Raw genomic sequence first — 18,788 nt, forward strand, 5'->3', positions numbered from 1 at the left:
CTGGAAGTCGCTCACCTGTGTCGGGGTGATCTCGCTGAGATAAATGTCCTTTTCCCCCAGGAACTCGAGGAACCGGTGGCCGGCTGCCTGGTAGAGGTCGGCCGTACTGTCTTTCCCCATCGACCGCTTGCTTTCGACTCGCCTGCGGATACATTCGGTGAGGAGAAGGTGTTTACCTTTTCTTGTTTTTACTGTTGTCATTTCGTTCGTGTTTATAGATGTTGTAAAGATAACAGATTTCCCTGTTGACAGTTCAGTCGGTAGTTGACAGATTTTAACGAAATAATGTTAGTATCCTTCGATTATAGTCTTACTTTTGTACAAATTCTCAATCAAACTTAATTTATTTACTACTATGCAAAACAGACGAGACTTTTTAAAGCGCGCCTCTATGATGCTTGCAGGAGGTATGGTTGCTCCTCAGTTATTATCTTCTTGTGCCGGGAAAGGAGCTACTTCAGAATCGACCAAACATATCGGTTTACAGTTGTATTCTTTGAGAGACCTTGTAAAAGAAGAAGGAATTCAGAAGGTACTGGAAGCTGCTTCCAAAATGGGTTATACAAATCTCGAAACAGCGGGCTACGACAACGGTAAGATCTACGGTATGGCTCCTGCCGAGTTCAAGAAAATGTGTAACGACTTGGGTATGAAATGTACCAGCGCCCACCTGGGACAGGAGTTTACAAAAGAAAAAGAAGCTGAAGTAATGAGCTGGTGGGACAAGGCTATTGCTGCCCACAACGAACTGGGCGTTAAATACATGGTTCAGCCCTGGATGCCGGTAAACGACCAGACGACGCTCGACGACCTGAAGATGTATTGCGACTATTTCAATACGGTAGGTTATAAGACGGCTGCAGCCAGCATCGCATTCGGTTATCATAATCATGCTTTCGAATTCCGTAAGATCGACGATCAGTTGATTTACGACTTCCTGCTGGATAATGTCAGCCCGAACCATGTGTTCTTCCAGATGGACGTTTATTGGGTGAAAGAAGGAGGTGCCGATCCGGTTGCTTACCTGAAAGCCCGTCCGCGCCAGTTCAAGACGATCCATATCAAGGACGACATGGAGATCGGTGCAAGCGGAAAGATCGATTTCAAACCGATCTTCGACCAGATGTATGCTAACAAGGTAAAAGACTGGTATGTTGAAGTGGAAGAATACACTAACAACGATCCGGTGGAAAGCTGTCAGCAGAGTTTCGACTTCCTGAACAAAGCGGATTATGTGAAATAAAAGTAAACCAAAAGACGATATTTCATAAGGGCGGGTTTCAAACCCGCCTTTTTGCGTTTATCCCATACATTTCATAATATTATCCCAATCCTTTGCCAGGCTCTCCATATCCGGATAGAGCAGATCGGCTCCGGCATCCAATAATACTTTGTCGGGCAGGGGGCCTGTGTTGACGGCGATGGTAAATATACCAGCGGCAACACCGGCTTCTACACCCATCGGAGCGTTCTCTACGACGAATGCTTCATTGGCACGGACGCCGGCTTTTTCCAGTCCCATCAGGTAAGGTTCGGGATGCGGTTTGCCGTATTTCACATCGAAGGCAGTTACCATCTTCTCGCGGCTGAAACAACCGGGATAGGTCTGCTCCAACTTATTGATCAGGCTATGCTGCCCGGAACCGGTAACGACCAGTGTTTGCAGTCCGTGGGTTTGAGCCTGTTTCAGCACATCCCCGGCACCGGTCATCGCCTTGCCGTCGTTGTATTTGTTGAAAAGCATTGCTTTCTCGTCGTATAGCTCTTGTTTTTCCTTATCGGTAGCGTCGCGTTGGAACGTGCGCCGGTATAATTCGTTGATCGTACTTTCGCCGGTACGGCCTTCAAACATATAGAAGTCCGCCTGCACAGCCTGAAGATGGTGATTCATGGCCGTTTCGTACCAGGCGCGGGCGTGGAAACGCATTGAGTCGTAGAGTACGCCATCCATATCGAAAAGTACGGCTTTGGGTGAAAGAGAGGTCTGCTTACGCTTTAGCAGATAACGGTTGACAGCTTCTTGTATCATTCTGTTCTTATTCTTAATAATCTTTGCAAAGTTACGAAAAATCTTGTACTTATTTTTTACCTTTGGTGTGAACAACCCGTAAAAGCGGGTGCAGTAATAACGAATAAAAATGGATGAGTATGAAGAAGAGTGTACTATTGTTTACGATGATGCTGTTTGCTCTGTGTTTCCAGAGTAAAGCCCAGGACTGGACTGATATGCAGCATGAGGTTTCTTTGAGTTATGGTGGTCTTCCGGTAGCCGATTTGCTGCACCATTATGAGCGTTATTTCGATCCCTCTGCCGAGTCGGTCGATTTGTATGATGATAAGGGTAAGTTCGGTGCATTAAATATCAGCTATCTCTTCTATCCGGACGAAGACTGGGGTATCGGCCTGGTCTATTCTTATACGAACAGTGACAAGCGTATTCTTGCCGGCGACAAAATAGTCGGCGACTTTTTCAACTCATACCACTCTATTTGTCCTTCCTTCAAATATAACTGGTATAATTATAACTTTATCACGTTGTACTCCCGGGTGAATGCCGGAATCGCTATTGCAACGGCAAAAGCGTCTTTTATCAATGAAGAGAATAAGCCGGACGAAGATACCCGCGTAAAAGCTTTCTTTATGTATCAGGTTTCACCTATCGGCATAGAGCTGGGAAGACAAATGGCCGGCTTTGTAGAGGTCGGTTTCGGACATATGGGAACGGCAATGGCCGGGATACGGTACCGTATGTAAATAAGAAATGACTTTCGTTTAAACAAAAAGAGGGAGAATCCGGAATGAACCGATTCTCCCTCTTTTTATGATTACTGAATATCCGTCTTATAGTTTCTTGCGGATCGCTTCGCTTTCTTTTTCATATCCGGGCTTGTTCAGCAACGCGAACATGTTTTTCTTGTAAGCTTCAACACCCGGCTGGTCGAACGGGTTGACGCCCAACATGTAACCGCTGATACCGCATGCTTTTTCGAAGAAATAGAACAACTGGCCGATGTAATAAGCATTTACTTCCGGCATGGTGATCTTGATGTTGGGAACACCGCCGTCCACGTGTGCCAGCTGAGTACCCAGTTCCGCCATCTTATTTACATCGTCGACACGTTTGCCTGCCAGGAAGTTCAATCCGTCCAAGTTGGCTTCATCGGTTGGAACGATCACTTTATGGGTCGGTTCTTCAACAGAGATAACCGTTTCGAAGATGATGCGTTCGCCTTCCTGTATCCACTGGCCCATTGAGTGCAGGTCGGTTGTCAGGTCAACAGATGCCGGGAAAATACCTTTTCCGTCTTTACCTTCGCTTTCGCCGTACAGCTGTTTCCACCATTCGCCGATATAATGCAATTTCGGGTGGAAGTTGGCAAGGATCTCGATCTTCTTACCGCTCTTATATAATTCGTTGCGGGTAGCAGCGTAGATAGCCGACAGGTTTTCAGCGAAAGGTACTTCGATACCCGTAGCCTTTTCCAGAGAAACAGCACCGGCCACCAGGTCGCGGATACTGATACCTGCTACTGCGATAGGCAGCAAACCAACCGGAGTCAGTACGGAGAAACGTCCGCCTACATTGTCGGGGATGATAAATGTTTTATAACCTTCCTGATCAGCCAACGTACGAAGAGCACCTCTCTTAGCATCTGTGATAGCAACGATGCGGTGTTTTGCTTCTTCCTTACCTACGGCATCTTCCAGCTGTTTCTTCAGCATACGGAATGCCAGAGCAGGTTCGGTTGTCGTACCGGATTTGGAGATATTGATCAGACCGAACTGTTTGCCTTTCAGCACTTCGCACAATTCGTACAGATAATCTTCGCCGATATTCTGTCCGGCATATAGAACAACCGGGTTCTTACGGTCAGACTGCAACCAGTCGAAACTATTATTCAAGGCTTCAACTACAGCTTTTGTACCCAGGTAGCTACCTCCGATACCGATGGCAACAACCACTTCGCATTTGGAACGAAGTACATTTGCTGTATTTTCGATGTCTGTTAACTCTGCATCGGTGATAGAAGAAGGAAGATGTAACCAACCCAGAAAGTCGTTACCGGCTCCGTTCCCATTATGTAAAGTGGCAATACATTCGTTTGCCTTCGCTTCCTGTGCGTACACCTGTTCCTTTGTAACAGCGCCCAGTGCTTTGTCGATGTTAAGACTGATGTTTTTCATACCTATTTAAATGTTTCTGTCAACTGCCGTATGATGGTAGTCGGCGATTTTCTTTCATATAATATATCGTATAAGGCATCCAGGATCGGCATCTTCACCTTATATCTTTCGTTTATTTCGTGGATACACTTGGTGCCGTAATACCCTTCGGCGATCATTTCCATTTCCAGCTGGGCGATCTTGACCGAATATCCTTTTCCGATCATGGTGCCGAAAGTACGGTTGCGGCTGAAGCGTGAATAAGCAGTCACCAGCAGGTCGCCGAGATATACCGAGTCGGTCACGTCCCGTTCCAGGCTGTGTACCGAGTTCAGGAAGTTGCGCATCTCTTCGATGGCGTTACAAATGAAAACAGCCAGGAAGTTATCACCATATTTCATGCCGTGGCAGATACCTGCTACGATTGCATAGACATTCTTCAGAACGGATGCATACTCTATCCCTCTGACATCCTTGCAACAGGAGTTGTTCAGGTATGGATTTTGAAAGACGGATGAAATAGCCTTTGCATGTTCGATATTTGAACAGGCAAGCGTGATATAGGAAAGACGCTCGAGTGCGATCTCTTCTGCATGACACGGGCCGCCTATTACGGCAATGTTCTCCATCGGGACATTGTAATATTCGGCAAAGTAGTCGGCAATCAGCATGTTCTCGTCCGGAACGATCCCTTTGATGGCCGAAATGATGAACTTTTCGTTCAACGGCGTCGTAACCTTCATCAGGTGTTGTTTCAGGAACGGAGAGGGGGTTGCAAAGATCAGTGTATCGGAGTCCTGAATTACCTCGTTAATATCAGTGTAAAAGTTTATTTTGTCGGTATCGAACTTAACGGCAGACAGATAACCGGGGTTATGTCCCATCTTAATGAAATCGTCCACCTGATCCTGCCGGCGCATATACCAATTAATACTATCCTGTGTAGAAAGTACAATCTTGGCTAAGGCGGTAGCCCAGCTACCACCTCCCATTATTGCAATTTTTCCGGGTAAATTCATGGTACCACCTTATTATTTGGCTGCATTTGCAATCCATGCTTCGACCTCTTCGGCCGCAGGATTTTGCAGTTCCAGCTTATACTTCTTGTTCATTTCACAAAGCTCCTGGCGCAGCTTATTGGGGTTGACTTCCTTCAGGGTGTCAACTGTCAGATAGCCGGCTTTCTGCAAGGCGGGAACCCAGGCTTCGTCGATACCCAATGCCACGTATTTATCGGCTGCATCTTTCTTTACAGTCTTTTCAGGACGCATCTGCGGGAAGAACAATACTTCCTGGATGGTTGTCTGACCGGTCATCAACATCACCAAACGGTCGATGCCGATACCGATACCGGATGTAGGAGGCATACCGAATTGCAGTGCGCGCAGGAAATCCTGATCGATGAACATCGCTTCATCATCCCCTTTTTCGCTCAACTTCAACTGATCCTTGAAACGCTCTTCCTGGTCGATCGGGTCGTTCAGCTCGCTATAAGCATTTGCCAACTCTTTACCGTTCACCATCAATTCGAAACGTTCTGTCAGTCCCGGTTTGCTACGGTGTATCTTAGTAAGCGGGCTCATTTCAACCGGATAGTCGATAATGAATGTCGGCTGGATGAATGTACCTTCGCAGAATTCTCCGAAGATTTCATCGATCAGCTTACCTTTACCCATCGTATCGTCGATCTCCATCTTCAATTCTTTACAAATTGCACGGATTTTATCTTCGTTCTTGCCTTCCAGGTCGTAGCCGGTCTTTTCCTTAATGGCTTCCAGGATAGGTAAGCGACGGAAAGGAGCCTTGAAGCTGATGGTCTTGCCGTCGACTACGGTTTCGCATGTGCCGTTGACTGCCATACATATCTTTTCGAGCAATAGTTCCGTGAAACTCATCATCCAGTTGTAATCCTTATATTGGACATACAACTCCATGCAGGTAAATTCCGGGTTGTGCGTCCGGTCCATACCTTCGTTACGGAAGTTTTTCCCGATTTCGTAAACTCCTTCGAAACCACCGACGATCAGTCTTTTCAGGTACAGTTCGGTAGCGATACGCAGATAAAGGTCAATATCCAATGAGTTATGATGCGTGATAAACGGACGTGCACTTGCACCACCGGCGATAGACTGAAGGATCGGAGTCTCTACTTCCGTATATCCGGCTTCGTCGAGCACAGCGCGCATTGTTTTGATCACTTTTGCACGTTTCATGAAAATATCCTTTACGCCATCGTTTACGATCAGGTCGATATAACGCTGACGGTAACGTAGTTCGGGATCGTTAAATCCGTCATAAGCTACACCATCTTTGTATTTAACGATAGGCAGCGGTCTGAGTGATTTGGATAATACTGTTATCTCTTGTGCATGTACGGAGATTTCACCCATCTGTGTGCGGAATACAAAACCTTTGATTCCTACAATGTCTCCGATATCAAGCAGCTTCTTGAAAACGACGTTATATAAATCTTTGTTTTCGTCCGGGCAGATATCATCACGGGAGATATACACCTGTATTCTGCCTTCCGAATCCTGCAACTCCATGAAGGAAGCCTTGCCCATGATACGGCGGCTCATGATACGGCCTGCAATGGTTACAGGACGGGGTTCTGCATCGTCTTTAAAGGATGCCTTTATTTCATTGGAATATGCGTTTGTTACGTACTCGGCAGCGGGATAAGGTTCTATCCCCATTTGGCGCAATTGCTCCATGCTATTGCGTCTTATGATTTCCTGTTCACTCAGTTCTAATAGATTCATTACGCTATTATTTTGTATAATACGGCGCAAAAGTACAAAACTTTTCTTATTTATCGGCTAAAAGTAGGGAGTAGTTTACTTAATTATATATTTAAAAGGCACTTATGATTACGTATCGCTTCGGGGAGGAAGAAGCGTACATCTTTGCCTGCCTTCAGTGACCGGCGGATGAAAGTGGATGATATTTCCATCAGTGGGGCATCTACCGCACGGACGGAGGGGAGACTGTCTGGTATATGGATCTCATATCCTTTGCGGGGATAGACCAAGATAGGGTAGCCGGATACCAGTGCTTCCGATTCTTTCCAGCGTCCGATAAAAGCCCAGTTGTCGGCTCCCATGATAAAGTGGAACCGGCGGTCGGGGTAGGCCTGTTCGAGCGCGCGAAGCGTGTCGATCGTGTAAGTCGGCTGGGGCAGGGAGAACTCGAAGTTGCTGGCACGGAATTTCGGATAACCGGCGATGGAGGCTTCCACCAGTTCATAACGGAGCTGGTCGTCCATCAGTTCCTCTTTTTCTTTCAGTGGGTTATGCGGTGTAATGACAAACCAGACCTCATCCAACCCTGCAAATTCACACAGCCAGTTGGCCAAAGCCAGATGACCGATGTGAACCGGGTTGAAAGAACCGGAGAAGATTCCGGTTTTCAGTATCCTGTTTTCTTTTACCGTTGTTTGAACCACTTGATAAAGTTGAATACTTGTGCACCGAAAACGAGCCCGGTAGCAGAAGCGATCAGATATTCTTTATAAATAAGGCCTGCGATGCAGGTACCCAGGGCGGCTATGCCGGTCAGGGCAAAGATGTATCCCCATTTGCGGGATAATTTACCGTTGGTACTCATGGTTGTGACAGGAAGTTTTTTATTACTTCAAAAGCTTCGGCCTGTGCCGTGGCAAGGTCGTCGTTCACAATGCAGACATCGAAGTGGGGGATGAATCCCAGTTCGAATTCCGCTTTCGCGATACGGCTGTCGATCACTTCCGGGGCATCGGTGCCGCGTCCTTCCAGGCGTTCGCGCAGATGGGCCACGCTAGGCGGTTGGATAAAAACTGACAGGGCACGGTTGCCATAGAATTTCTTGATGTTGCAGCCGCCTACCACGTCAACGTCGAATATGATGTTGTTGCCTTCGTTCAGTTGGCGCTCCACCTCGCTTTTCAGTGTGCCGTAATATTTGTCGGTATATACTTCCTCGTATTCCAGAAACTCATCGGCAGCGATGCGGGCACGGAATTCGTCGGGAGTCAGGAAATAATATTCCACACCGTCCTTTTCAGTTCCGCGCGGTGCACGGCTTGTCGCCGAGATAGAGAAATGCAGGTTCAGGTTCTGCTTCAGCAGATAGTTGATAATGGTTGATTTACCTGAGCCTGACGGGGCGGAGAATATAATTAGTTTACCAGCCATATTATAAAACGTTTAATACCTGTTCTTTGATCTGTTCCAGTTCGTCTTTCATCTGAACGACGATCTTCTGCATTTCCGCATGATTGCTTTTCGAGCCGAGAGTGTTGATCTCGCGTCCCATTTCCTGGGCAATGAAACCGAGTTTCTTACCCTGTCCGTGTCCGTCCTTCATTGTGCTGATGAAATATTTCAGATGGTTGTCGAGGCGGTTCTTTTCTTCGTTTACATCCAGCTTTTCGATGTAGTAGATCATTTCCTGCTCGAAGCGGTTCTTGTCGTAATCCTGGTTGGCAACCTTTGCGAGGTTATCCATGATGCGGGCTTTGATCTTTTCGATACGTTCGCCTTCGTATTCTTCCACTTCGGAAAGCAGGCGGGCAATGTTGCCGATCTTTTCCTCAAACAGCTTCTGCAGCATGGCACCTTCCTGGATACGGAAGTCGCAAAGATGCTTGATGGCCTCTTTTACCGCAGTGAAAACAACTTCCCACTCGCTTTCGTCCACTTCAACGATTTCCGACTTGATTACGTCCGGCATCTTCAGCAGTGTCTGGAACCAGTCGGTGGGGAGTGCGATATTCAGTTTGTCGGCTATCTCTTTGATCTGGCTGTAGTAACTTTCAAAAGCTGTCAGATTGATCTGCGTGGGAGTATCCTTCCCTATATATTCAATGTAAATGCTGAAATCGACCTTACCCCGTTCAAGCGATTGGAGCAACTGGCTGCGGATCTGCATCTCCTTGTCTTTGTAGATAGACGGAATGCGGGTTGATAAATCCAGCTGTTTGCTGTTGAGCGCTTTTACTTCTACGGTTACCTTTTTTGAAGGAAGTTCGGCTGTAACCTTACCGAATCCAGTCATTGATTGTATCATTGTTCTAAAAATTTGTGCAAAGATAGGGTATTCAGTTGATAGTTGACAGTTGACAGTTGACAATTATTTGGTTCTATGTATAAAAAGTTCGTTATTTTCTCATTCGTGTAAAGACGATTTAGTACTTTTGCGACCAATTAATCCGGTTGATAACCGGCAGTGTCCGATCAAAAAATACCTGCCAACTATCAACCGTCAACTATCAACTGTTATGTCTTGTATTTTAAATATTGATACTTCAACATTGGTCTGTTCCCTGGCCCTATCGGCAGACGGGGAGGTGCTTTTTGAAAAGACCTCTTTCGACGGACCTTCGCATGCTGCCTTACTGGGTGTATTTGTAGAAGAAGCTCTTGCTGTACTGAAAGCAAAAGCATTGACGCTGGATGCAGTGGCCGTCAGCAGTGGCCCCGGTTCCTATACTGGCCTGCGTATCGGCGTTTCCGTAGCGAAAGGGTTATGTTTCGGTTTTGGCATTCCGCTGATCGGTATCCATACGCTCGATATTCTGGCTGCTACCGCTATCCGTCAACAACCGCTGGCTGACGGCGGGCTGTATTGCGCCATGCTCGATGCACGCCGTATGGAAGTGTATGCCACCATCTATGATGCCGGCCTGAACACTATACGTGCAACATCGGCCGATGTCGTGGATGAGCAGACTTATGCCGCTTACCTGGAAAAAGGAACTGTCTGTTTCTTTGGCAACGGTGCCGCAAAGTGCCGCGAAGTGATCGCTTCGCCGAATGCCGTTTTTATCGACGGTATCCATCCCCTGGCTGTCAATATGATTCCCCTGGCGGAAAAGGCTTTTGCTGCCGGACAGTTTGAAGATGTCGCCTATTTCGAACCGTTCTACCTGAAAGAATTCCAGGCTACGATCGCGAAGAATAAGGTGTTGGGATAACGGCGGCTCGAAAGCAGTCGTTCCTGTCTTTGCTATAAATAAAACAAAAACTGCTTATCGGGCATTTAAGCGAACCCGATAAGCAGTTGTGTCGGACTAATATTCTTTGTTATACTCCCAGTCTGGCCGCACTAGCCTGGCGGGCAACTTTCGATTCCTGTAAATGAGCCTGGATCTGATTATCCATCATCTTGTTCACGATAAACTTGCCGACGAACCAGATGGCGAGGAATACAATACCAGCTGTGATGTTGATGAGGTACATTAACACAAAGCACAGTAACCAAAGCCATTTGACGATTTTCTTGATCTTCTCTTTTCCATTGACAAAATCTACTTCGTCCTGATCTATCGGATAGTTGTAAGAGGTGCGCTGTCCGGTTCCGTCCATCATGAAATTATACCGCTGGTTGTTGTAAGTGTAGTACACAAACCAGAACGGGGCCAGGATGTATTCCCCTTTCGTGGCCAGGTTGAAACTGGAAGACGCGCGGAAATTACGGATTTCCTGATCGCCGATTTGGTTGAGTGCAGCATCCTGTGCCGTGTCGTCTACCAAATCTTTCCCGTGTTTCTGCCATACTATATTGGTGTCGGCATTACGGGGAATGGTTATCATGCGTTCATCTTCATCGTTCAGCATATCACCGTCAAACTGTTTTGACATCATCACGTCGTAGGGGAACTGATAGGTGAAATTCCGGAGTTCTACCGGTAAATCTTCACTGTCTTCATTGGCAAGGCATAAAAATGCAAAATTGCCTGCTGCATTACCGTTTTGCGGACGCCATTTCTTTACGGTCTTTGTCGAAATAGTCTTGCCGCTGTCTGTCCAGTTTCTCGAAATATCTACTTTCTGGTCTTCGTAAGACGATTCGCAGCTCCATGAAGATTGGTAAGTACCTTCAAAAAGATACATCGGCAAATAAGCACGGAACACATTGTCGGTGTTGATGGATTCGAAGATGTTCTTGGGAACGAAATCCTGATTGATCAGGGTATTCACCAAGCATTTTTCAAAATCGCCTTCCTGTGTAGTGAACGGGATGATACGTTCAGGGCGAACTTCTTCTTTAGCAGTCGCCAACGGGTTCTTCATCACGGTGCCGCAACGGGGACATGTTGCTGTCGACTTAAAAGCACTGAATGAAGTGAGCGTCTGATTACATGCCGGGCACTTCACGATCTGCAATTGCATAGTTTCTGCCATAATATCAAATATTAAATGAGTTAATAAGTTAATGAGAATATTTTAATATTGTTTTTCTTTCTTCGATCAGGCCTGCCAACTGCCTGGCTAATGACGTGGATTCTTCAACATCACCATCCGTTATGGATTGTCGCAGGGAAGCGATCGCCTGTTCTATCTCGATGTCGATCTTTTCAGACTCTTGGGTTTGCCGCGAAGAACTGGCTTCCAGTTTATCGGAACAATCGGCGATCAGTCGTTTAAGTTCTGGTTTGTCTGTTTTCGCCATCAGTCTTTTCAGGCTCATCCGCATCGATTGGTAAGCATCTATATCCTGCTTGCGTTTTTCAAGTGATTGCGCGGTGGCCTGATTCGCCCAGGCATTTCCTAAAATGAGGACTACGAAAATCAGCCAGAGAGCGGTCTGTACCACCAGCGACCAAACAGGCGATTCCATCCGGTAGATAATGAAAACCACACCGGCTATCAACTCCAGGATGAAATACGTTATGGCCTGTCCGTAGAGGACGGAAGACAGGTAGTAAGAGGCATCCCCCTTCGTTTTCAATACGGGCAGGAAGAGTATGGTGAAATACGCCACATGGATATACGCATACGAAACCCATACGGAAGTAGGATTGTCTGTGCCACTCAGCAGAAAAAACAAAGTGTTGAAGACCACCAGGAACACCAATGTAAAAACAATACGGATTAATGTTGTTTTCATAAATATGATTAGATATAGGGTATTACAATCTGCTTAAAATCTCTGCCACTTTCTGGTCGTAGGCAGCTTGCGGTATCAATCCGGCATCCAGCATTTGCTTCATCTTTTGCAACGACTCCATCGGATCGGGCTGTACCGGTGCCTGTGTGGGTTGCTGAACCTGGTTGCCGGGAAATACGGATTGGGTGATATTGGCAAACGTTCCACCGGCCGCCATGCCCATTCCCAGGCCGGCACCTGCGCTGGCTATACCGCCGGCTCCCGGGTTTTCTGCAATCGTCTGAAGCATATCCATCCCCTTGATGGTGGCGTAGGCATTCCCCATCGTGTGGAGTTCTTCCACTTTGCTATGTGCGCCGATGATACGGGCTTGTGCTTCGCCTTGTGCACTCATGCGTTGCAGGCGGACAGCTTGTTCGTACATCTGGCGTTGTTCTTCGTCCAGTTCGAGACTGACGGTGAAGTCGACCAGCATGATACCGTAAGCTTCCAGTAACTTCTGAATGTCCGGCAGGCTGAGTTGCGCTATCTCCTTTTTCTTTTTCGAGCACTCCATCGAATTGATGCCGTTCTTCTCCAATACCGAAGAAATGATGTCGGCAATTTCCTGGTAAACACGTTCGAACAGCTTTTCTTTCAAATGATCTATTGTGTAGCTGTTGTTGTCGCGTAACACCTTCTTAACAAAAGTTTCCGTATCGATAACGCGTATGACATAAATACCGCCGCCTCTCAACTGGGCACCGGCACCCAACAAAGGGCATGTGTATCCGATGGGATCTATGGTACCCCAGGGAATTTCAAATTCTTCGACGGAAACGAAATAAACCCGGCAAGGGAAATAACTCTTTCCACCCGACAATGCCTCACGGAAAGACCGTATCACTGCAATGTTCTGTGTCTTCAATTCGCATTCCGTCCCACTGGGAAAGACCGCCCACTCGCTGGCTCCGTTTTCAAAAATGGCCTCTTCTCCTTTGCGGACAAGTATTTTTGAATGGGTGTTGAAGTCACTGCTGGGATGTCGCCAGGCGATAAGTCCGCGTCCCGTATTGTTGCCCTCATTTTGAATTACATCAACGAACGAATGCCCGCCGGAAGGCGATGGTACTGTAGGTCTGCTAAAAAGTCCCATTTTTATATTCAATTTAGTGGTTCTATACTCCTTTTATTTTTACTAAAGTAGTTCTCTCATATCTGACAAATATACATAGATTTTATAAAAAACAACTATCACACTATCACTTTTTATTATAAATATAAGATTATTACCTATTTATAGCGTGATAGTATGTAAAATAAACTATCACTATCTATCACCATACTATCACTTTTTTATTTGCCGGAACGCCCGGTTTTTACTCCTTTTTATATGAATAATATAATAAGAAAAAATGAAATAAACTATTGAAAAACATTGTTTGTATGCAATACTTTTCTTATATTTGTAAGGAGATAAAGTTGCCGCCATCCGGGTGTCGAGGGGATTGACACCCGGGTGTGAGCATCGTTCAGATCCGGGTGTAAAATGGGCTGAAATGCCCGTCTTGGTGAAGTTTACTAGTATTATTATTAATAAAAACTCCTTATTTATGGCACATTTCTATGTAGTCCGAGCAAAAACGGATAAGACAGGTCCGGTAGAAAAGAAGCTGTTTTATGGTGTTCCGGTTAGTACGGGACGAGTTACAACCGAAAAGTTGGCTGAAGTGATAGCCGACCGTTGTTCATTGACGCGCGGAGATGTGCTGGCAACCGTCTGCGAGCTGAGCGATGTGATTAGGGAATGCCTTAAAGACGGATATTCCGTAGAACTCAAGGATATGGGTGATTTATATCTTTCGGCTGCCAGTGAAGGATATGAGGACAAAAAGGATTGTACTCCCCATCGGGTGAAAGCGAAACGCGTTTGTTTCAGGATGAGTCCGCGCCTGCGTAAAGAAATGAAGTATTTTAAATTTGAAAGATACCCGTTCGAATGAAAGTTACACAATACCGTTATAAGAAAGAGCAACTAATGGTGCAGATCCGCAACCTGGAAGCGGTTGTGGAAACGTTGCGTTCCGACAGTCTGGCAGAACAGATTGCAGCAGTACGTAACAGGCTCTGTTTTACATTGCCTGGATATCTTAATGAATGGACTGGAAAATTGCCGGTTATCGTTTGGGGCGCCACTTATCGAAAAGAAGAGGGGCGGGTTCGGATAAAGACCTATACGGGATGTATAGTTTTGGAAGTGAACGGCTTGTCGGATATGGCAGAGGCTGCTCGTGTGCGCGAAGAAGCTTCCGCCATGCCGCAGACGTTGTTGGCTTTTATCGGGTTGAGCGGCAAGTCGGTGAAGATAATCGTGCCGTTTACCTTGCCGGACGGAAAGTTACCCCGCTCGGAAGTGAAGGCGAAATTATTTCATGCGGCAGCTTACCAGTTGGCTGTCAGGTATTACCAGCCTCAGTTGAGCAGTATGGTCACGTTGAAGGAGCCGGTGCTTTCGCGGGGTACCCGGATCAGTTACGATGCCGGGTTGTATTATAATCCGGATGCGGTGGCTATCCGGATAGAGCAACCTTTGCAGATGCCTTCCGAGGGTGAACTGCGTATCGTGCAGGATGCTCCGGTCGATCCGGTCGACCGCTTGCTGCCGGGGTTGGAGCGTAACTCGCAGGTTGCTACGCTTTTCAGTGTGGCGCTGGTTGAGGTTGTCCGTAAATTTGCCGCTATCGGCGGTAACGATCTTCAGGCATTATTTACAGAGATGGCGCAAAACTGTTGCCGTCTGGGAATACCGGAGGAGGAAGCGGTAGGATGGATGCTGCGGTATGACTTGCTGAAACCTCAGAAGGTACTGATACGCAGTGTATTCCGTTCGGTTTATTTGCTGAAGAAGGTAGGGGAAGGCAAATTACCTTTGCCGGAATGTTTTTCGCTGGTGATGCAGTTGGAAGAGTTTATGTCGCGACGTTATTATTTCCGTTTGAATGAGATGAACGGGGAGGTGGAATATCTGGATCGATCGGTTATCCAGTTTGTTTATCATCCTTATACACAGAAGGTTCGTAATACTATCTGCCTGGAGGCGCAGAAAGAGGGGCTGAATGTGTGGGATAAGGACATCGACCGGTATGTGCATTCCGACCAGATCCCGTCGTATCATCCGATCGAGTCGTTCCTGGCTAACCTTCCGGCCTGGGATGGTAAACCACATATCCGGGCGCTGGCAGACCGGGTGCCTAACAGTAATCCGCTGTGGCAGGATTGTTTTTACCGTTGGTTCCTGAGCATGGTAGCCCATTGGATGCAGATGGATAAGGATCACGGGAACAGTACGACGCCTTTGCTGGTGGGTGACCAGGGGTGCGGAAAGTCAACTTTTTGCCTGAACTTATTACCGCCGGCGCTCCGTCCTTTTTATACGGACAGCATCGATTTCGGCAATAAGAAGGAGGCGGAACTGGCTTTGCACCGTTATGCGCTGATCAATATCGACGAGTTCGACTCGGTGAAGGCTTCACACCAGAGTTTTCTGAAGCATGTGTTGCAGAAGGCGGTGGTCAATGCCCGCTTGCCTTATCAGAGTTCGACGCGCAGCCTTCGTCGTTATGCTACTTTTATCGCTACCAGTAATAATTTTGATTTGCTGACCGATCCGACCGGAAGCCGTCGTTTCGTCTGTGTAGAGATCGAAGGCCTGATCGATTATCTTCAGCCGATCGATTACGGACTGCTTTACGCCGAAGCGAAAGAAATGTTGCGCCGTGGCGAGCGTTTCTGGTTTACGCACGAGGAGGAAGCGGCAATCGTGGAGAACAACCAGCGTTTCCAGCAAGTCCCGGCCGAAGAGCAATTGTTCCTTCGTTATTTCACGATCCCGGAAGATACGGAGGGCTTGAAACCGCTGCTCGCTACCGAAATATTGGATATTATAGCCGAAAAACACCCCGGTTTTATCATCACAAAAACGATGATACTCAACTTCGGCAAGCTTTTAAAGCGAAATAACGTACCGAATAAGCGGACGAATAGAGGGACTTGTTATTATGTAGAGGTGATAATGAGTTGATTATCCGCTTGGATGATAAGTATCAATGAAAGATATGACTAATGTTTTTGTAGTTGTTAGATACAATGTAATTTTTAGTATATCCCGGATATTGGGGGTTAAAATAATAGAAAATAACAAAGGGGTTTTTGAGCCCCTTTGTTATTATTGAAGATGATGCCATCAATAATGATGAGCATCAAGTTTAAGTTCATCCGGTGCCAGTGTCTTTCCGTTTTCAGATGACAATAATTTCCAGAATACGGTTTTCTCGCTTTCGTTGTAGACCAGTGAACCTTTGTGTATTCCGCCATCTTTAGTCGAATAGGTGATCATGACCGTGTTTCCTTCCAGTACAGCAGACTCCAGTTTCCCGTTTTCTCCCTTGTTATCTTTCATGGAAATAGAAGCTACTTGTCCTTTTTTTATTTCTCCGTCTTTGACTTTCAGACTGACAGCAAAGGTTTTGCCTGTAGAAGGATCTGGTTCTTTGGCGTACCATGTTCCGTTAAAAGCTGACTTTTGTGCAGAGGCGAAGAACGTGACTAAAAGAAATAAAACAATCAGGGTTTGTTTCATCTTCCGGTTATGTTAGAATTTTAAGCTGACACCCAGATTTGCATAAGCAATTCCGTATCCAACTTCGGCAAATGCTCCGAAATTGTCAGTGAAATAGTAGCGGCCACCCACGTGAATGGAGAAACCTATTCCACTTCCGTCTGCACTACCGGTATATTTTTCGTCATATCCTTCAGTTATGGCTTTTGCTTTTACAATTTCATAACCGAGCATTAATCCTGCATAAGTGTCTAACTTTTCAATAAATTGATAATGCAGGTTTCCTCTTACACCGATCATAATGTCGTTGTATTTCCAACCAGCTTTTATCCCTTCATAATTGATTTCGTCTTTATCCGAGTAATATCCCAGATAACCACCAAGTCCGATGGAACCGTTTCCGCCAAACAGATTATCGACAATACCACGTTCGTATGATACGGCAACCGGAATACCGTTACCGACTCCTACACTGGCACTTACCATATTATCTCCTTTTTTGAAAACGTCTTGCGCCTGAATAGTTAAGACTGACATGATAAATGCGAAAAATAATAATACTTTTTTCATACAAGTTTGTTTTTTAAGTGTTTATAATTGAAAGTTATATTTTCCACAAAGGTAAATAGTTGTTTATTTGTAAATCTTGACTTAGATTAAGAAAATCAAAGTAAGAAAGGTTTGTTGACGGGTTTATTGTAATGGAACAATCTGTGGTATTTCATTTTTGTGATCAGGCATACATTGCCCGATATCGGCTTTGCGGTAACTGGGATCACATAGCAGATAGCGTTTTTTGTCAAATTGTATATAAGTACCGGGGATATTCCCTTTTAAGGCAACTCCTGTTACAACGTGGCTGCTATACTTTAATAAAATAGTATCGAGTTTCAGTGTCTTGCGAACTATATAGGCAAATAAAACCGCCCGGTCTTCACAATCGGAGAAGGGATAGAAGAATGTTTCTTCGGGAAAGAACGTTTTCTCGTATCCGAATTGTTCTTCGTCTGTCTTATAAGTGAAAGTTGATTGGCAGAAATGGAGCAGATCGTTTAATGTCTCCGGTACGTTTTCAAGATCATTGAATTGGTTCAGAAAGGAGAAAAGACTATCCTCGAATATAGGGTCAGCCACGGCATTTGTATAAATGGTTAAATCGGTAGAAGGGATATTTTGAAAGAAGCGGGTACGCTCTCTATTTATTGTTATGTTAAAGCTGGTATCCTGATAAGTATGGGTAATGTCGAATGAATCATTTCCCAGATCCATATTCTCTTTGATTTCCAATGAAAGGACTTTTTCGGTTTTATCTTTAAATAGAGGAAGTGTCCTGACGATCGTAGAAGATTGGAGTGCCTTATCGGTAAACAAGAAATACTTTTTTTTATCTTCATACAGAAAAGGTTGATTATAAACAGTTTCCCGGAAAGGAACAAGTAGTACTATAGTCCGGTCGATGATGCCGAGACGTACGTTATACCCATAACTGAATAATATGAAATGCCTGAACAGAGTGCATACATTTTCGTCAGAAAGTTGAGGCAGGTGGTTGCAGACTTCTTTGACAAGTAAAAATAATCCCCAGTCGTTGAGTTTATGCTTTATTTTGAATGAGAAGATATCAGCTATTAGCTGATCGGTTTCTTTGCATCCGAAACTTTTCCACAAATGTCCGATCTTATCTTTCCCGGTTCCATTAAGTACGGATGGGGGTGGGGTATGAGTTAGAGGAAAAGTGGTACCATAAAAAGGTATGATTGCCTGGTATGTCTGTTTTTCCTGTTGTTGTGAGTTGATTTCTATTGGAGGAATAAATGTGTTACCCGGCGTATCACTTATTTTGTATGAAGTTATTTCATCGGAGTAAATAGATTGGTCCGGTAATGCATCGGGTATTGTATCCGGCTTAGGTTGGTTGAATCGATTCAGCCCTTTGTAAAGCTGGAAATCAATCCATGTTTGTTGAAGATATTTTGCGTATTCCTGTTCTCTTTGTCTTCGGAAGTCTTTGTATTCCTGACGTAGTTGTTCCAATAGCTCTCTGTCGGATTCGGATTGCTGTGCATGGATATAACTCGTACATAATATGAAACAGAGCAGTAGTCGTATTGGTCTCATGGCTATAGAAAGAATAAAAAGGTGTGTTACCTTCGCTATT

20 protein-coding genes are annotated in these 18,788 nt (G+C 45.6%); 5 read left to right on the forward strand and 15 right to left on the reverse strand.

All coding sequences use genetic code 11. The annotated features are described in order from the left end of the window. Positions 1-201: phage integrase SAM-like domain-containing protein (locus HMPREF1536_RS16470; protein WP_199884260.1), on the reverse strand; the 201-nt coding region annotated here is incomplete at its 3' end. Positions 202-355: 154 nt separating this feature from the next. Between HMPREF1536_RS16470 and HMPREF1536_RS16475 the strand changes: the two genes are divergently transcribed. Then, complete coding sequence (locus HMPREF1536_RS16475) at positions 356-1,243, forward strand: sugar phosphate isomerase/epimerase family protein (RefSeq protein ID WP_028727632.1); 888 nt, start codon at positions 356-358, stop codon at positions 1,241-1,243. A 57-nt stretch (positions 1,244-1,300) separates the two neighbouring features. Here the strand turns inward: HMPREF1536_RS16475 and HMPREF1536_RS16480 are convergent, their stop codons facing one another. Beyond that, entirely contained in the window at positions 1,301-2,029 is a 729-nt protein-coding gene (locus HMPREF1536_RS16480; protein WP_028727631.1) for an inorganic diphosphatase, read from the reverse strand. Between the two features lie 119 nt (positions 2,030-2,148). Between HMPREF1536_RS16480 and HMPREF1536_RS16485 the strand changes: the two genes are divergently transcribed. Next, a complete protein-coding gene (locus HMPREF1536_RS16485; protein WP_147337516.1) occupies positions 2,149-2,754 on the forward strand; it encodes a hypothetical protein in 606 nt (201 codons plus the stop codon). Positions 2,755-2,841: 87 nt separating this feature from the next. Here the strand turns inward: HMPREF1536_RS16485 and HMPREF1536_RS16490 are convergent, their stop codons facing one another. The 7 genes from HMPREF1536_RS16490 to HMPREF1536_RS16520 all read right to left on the reverse strand — a co-directional run bounded on the left by HMPREF1536_RS16490 (position 2,842) and on the right by HMPREF1536_RS16520 (position 9,210). After that, the gene (locus HMPREF1536_RS16490) at positions 2,842-4,185 is read right to left on the reverse strand and encodes a glucose-6-phosphate isomerase (protein WP_028727629.1); all 1,344 of its coding nucleotides are present in this window, start codon (positions 4,183-4,185) and stop codon (positions 2,842-2,844) included. A gap of 2 nt (positions 4,186-4,187) precedes the next feature. Further along, positions 4,188-5,183, reverse strand: a complete 996-nt coding sequence (locus tag HMPREF1536_RS16495; protein ID WP_028727628.1) for an NAD(P)H-dependent glycerol-3-phosphate dehydrogenase — start codon at positions 5,181-5,183, stop codon at positions 4,188-4,190. Positions 5,184-5,195: 12 nt separating this feature from the next. Next, positions 5,196-6,926, reverse strand: coding sequence for a lysine--tRNA ligase (gene lysS, locus HMPREF1536_RS16500; RefSeq protein ID WP_028727627.1), 1,731 nt, complete (start codon positions 6,924-6,926; stop codon positions 5,196-5,198). An 83-nt stretch (positions 6,927-7,009) separates the two neighbouring features. Beyond that, on the reverse strand, positions 7,010-7,609 hold the full coding sequence (nadD, locus tag HMPREF1536_RS16505; RefSeq protein WP_028727626.1) for a nicotinate (nicotinamide) nucleotide adenylyltransferase: 600 nt from the start codon (positions 7,607-7,609) through the stop codon (positions 7,010-7,012). After that, positions 7,591-7,770 carry a hypothetical protein gene (locus HMPREF1536_RS16510; protein WP_028727625.1) on the reverse strand — a complete coding sequence of 60 codons (180 nt, stop codon included), beginning with the start codon at positions 7,768-7,770 and terminating at the stop codon, positions 7,591-7,593. Before HMPREF1536_RS16510 ends, nadD begins: the two co-directional genes overlap by 19 nt. Beyond that, positions 7,767-8,336 (reverse strand): guanylate kinase, encoded by a 570-nt coding sequence (gene gmk / locus HMPREF1536_RS16515; RefSeq protein ID WP_028727624.1) that lies wholly within the window; start codon positions 8,334-8,336, stop codon positions 7,767-7,769. Before gmk ends, HMPREF1536_RS16510 begins: the two co-directional genes overlap by 4 nt. 1 nt (position 8,337) lies before the next feature. After that, positions 8,338-9,210, reverse strand: a complete 873-nt coding sequence (locus HMPREF1536_RS16520; RefSeq protein ID WP_028727623.1) for a YicC/YloC family endoribonuclease — start codon at positions 9,208-9,210, stop codon at positions 8,338-8,340. A gap of 211 nt (positions 9,211-9,421) precedes the next feature. Between HMPREF1536_RS16520 and tsaB the strand changes: the two genes are divergently transcribed. Then, positions 9,422-10,117 carry a tRNA (adenosine(37)-N6)-threonylcarbamoyltransferase complex dimerization subunit type 1 TsaB gene (gene tsaB / locus HMPREF1536_RS16525; protein ID WP_028727622.1) on the forward strand — a complete coding sequence of 232 codons (696 nt, stop codon included), beginning with the start codon at positions 9,422-9,424 and terminating at the stop codon, positions 10,115-10,117. Between the two features lie 109 nt (positions 10,118-10,226). Here the strand turns inward: tsaB and HMPREF1536_RS16530 are convergent, their stop codons facing one another. The 3 genes from HMPREF1536_RS16530 to HMPREF1536_RS16540 are packed head-to-tail and all read right to left on the reverse strand — an operon-like array spanning position 10,227 to position 13,168. Next, the gene (locus HMPREF1536_RS16530) at positions 10,227-11,327 is read right to left on the reverse strand and encodes a hypothetical protein (RefSeq protein ID WP_028727621.1); all 1,101 of its coding nucleotides are present in this window, start codon (positions 11,325-11,327) and stop codon (positions 10,227-10,229) included. Between the two features lie 28 nt (positions 11,328-11,355). Next, entirely contained in the window at positions 11,356-12,033 is a 678-nt protein-coding gene (locus HMPREF1536_RS16535; RefSeq protein WP_028727620.1) for a hypothetical protein, read from the reverse strand. A 22-nt stretch (positions 12,034-12,055) separates the two neighbouring features. Then, complete coding sequence (locus HMPREF1536_RS16540) at positions 12,056-13,168, reverse strand: SPFH domain-containing protein (protein ID WP_028727619.1); 1,113 nt, start codon at positions 13,166-13,168, stop codon at positions 12,056-12,058. A 457-nt stretch (positions 13,169-13,625) separates the two neighbouring features. On the opposite strand from HMPREF1536_RS16540, the gene HMPREF1536_RS16545 reads away from it, so the two are divergent. Then, positions 13,626-14,015, forward strand: coding sequence for an HU family DNA-binding protein (locus tag HMPREF1536_RS16545; protein ID WP_028727618.1), 390 nt, complete (start codon positions 13,626-13,628; stop codon positions 14,013-14,015). Then, positions 14,012-16,093 (forward strand): BT4734/BF3469 family protein, encoded by a 2,082-nt coding sequence (locus HMPREF1536_RS16550; RefSeq protein WP_028727617.1) that lies wholly within the window; start codon positions 14,012-14,014, stop codon positions 16,091-16,093. The genes HMPREF1536_RS16545 and HMPREF1536_RS16550 overlap by 4 nt, the downstream gene beginning before the upstream one ends. Positions 16,094-16,255: 162 nt before the next feature. Here the strand turns inward: HMPREF1536_RS16550 and HMPREF1536_RS16555 are convergent, their stop codons facing one another. The 3 genes from HMPREF1536_RS16555 to HMPREF1536_RS16565 all read right to left on the reverse strand — a co-directional run bounded on the left by HMPREF1536_RS16555 (position 16,256) and on the right by HMPREF1536_RS16565 (position 18,748). After that, entirely contained in the window at positions 16,256-16,651 is a 396-nt protein-coding gene (locus HMPREF1536_RS16555) for a hypothetical protein (protein ID WP_028727616.1), read from the reverse strand. A gap of 12 nt (positions 16,652-16,663) precedes the next feature. Then, positions 16,664-17,200, reverse strand: coding sequence for a porin family protein (locus tag HMPREF1536_RS26680; RefSeq protein ID WP_052349822.1), 537 nt, complete (start codon positions 17,198-17,200; stop codon positions 16,664-16,666). 123 nt (positions 17,201-17,323) lie between these two features. Then, entirely contained in the window at positions 17,324-18,748 is a 1,425-nt protein-coding gene (locus HMPREF1536_RS16565) for a hypothetical protein (RefSeq protein ID WP_150115628.1), read from the reverse strand. Positions 18,749-18,788 lie beyond the last annotated feature (40 nt).

It is taken from the genome of Parabacteroides gordonii MS-1 = DSM 23371 (assembly GCF_000969825.1).
Classification (GTDB): domain Bacteria; phylum Bacteroidota; class Bacteroidia; order Bacteroidales; family Tannerellaceae; genus Parabacteroides; species Parabacteroides gordonii.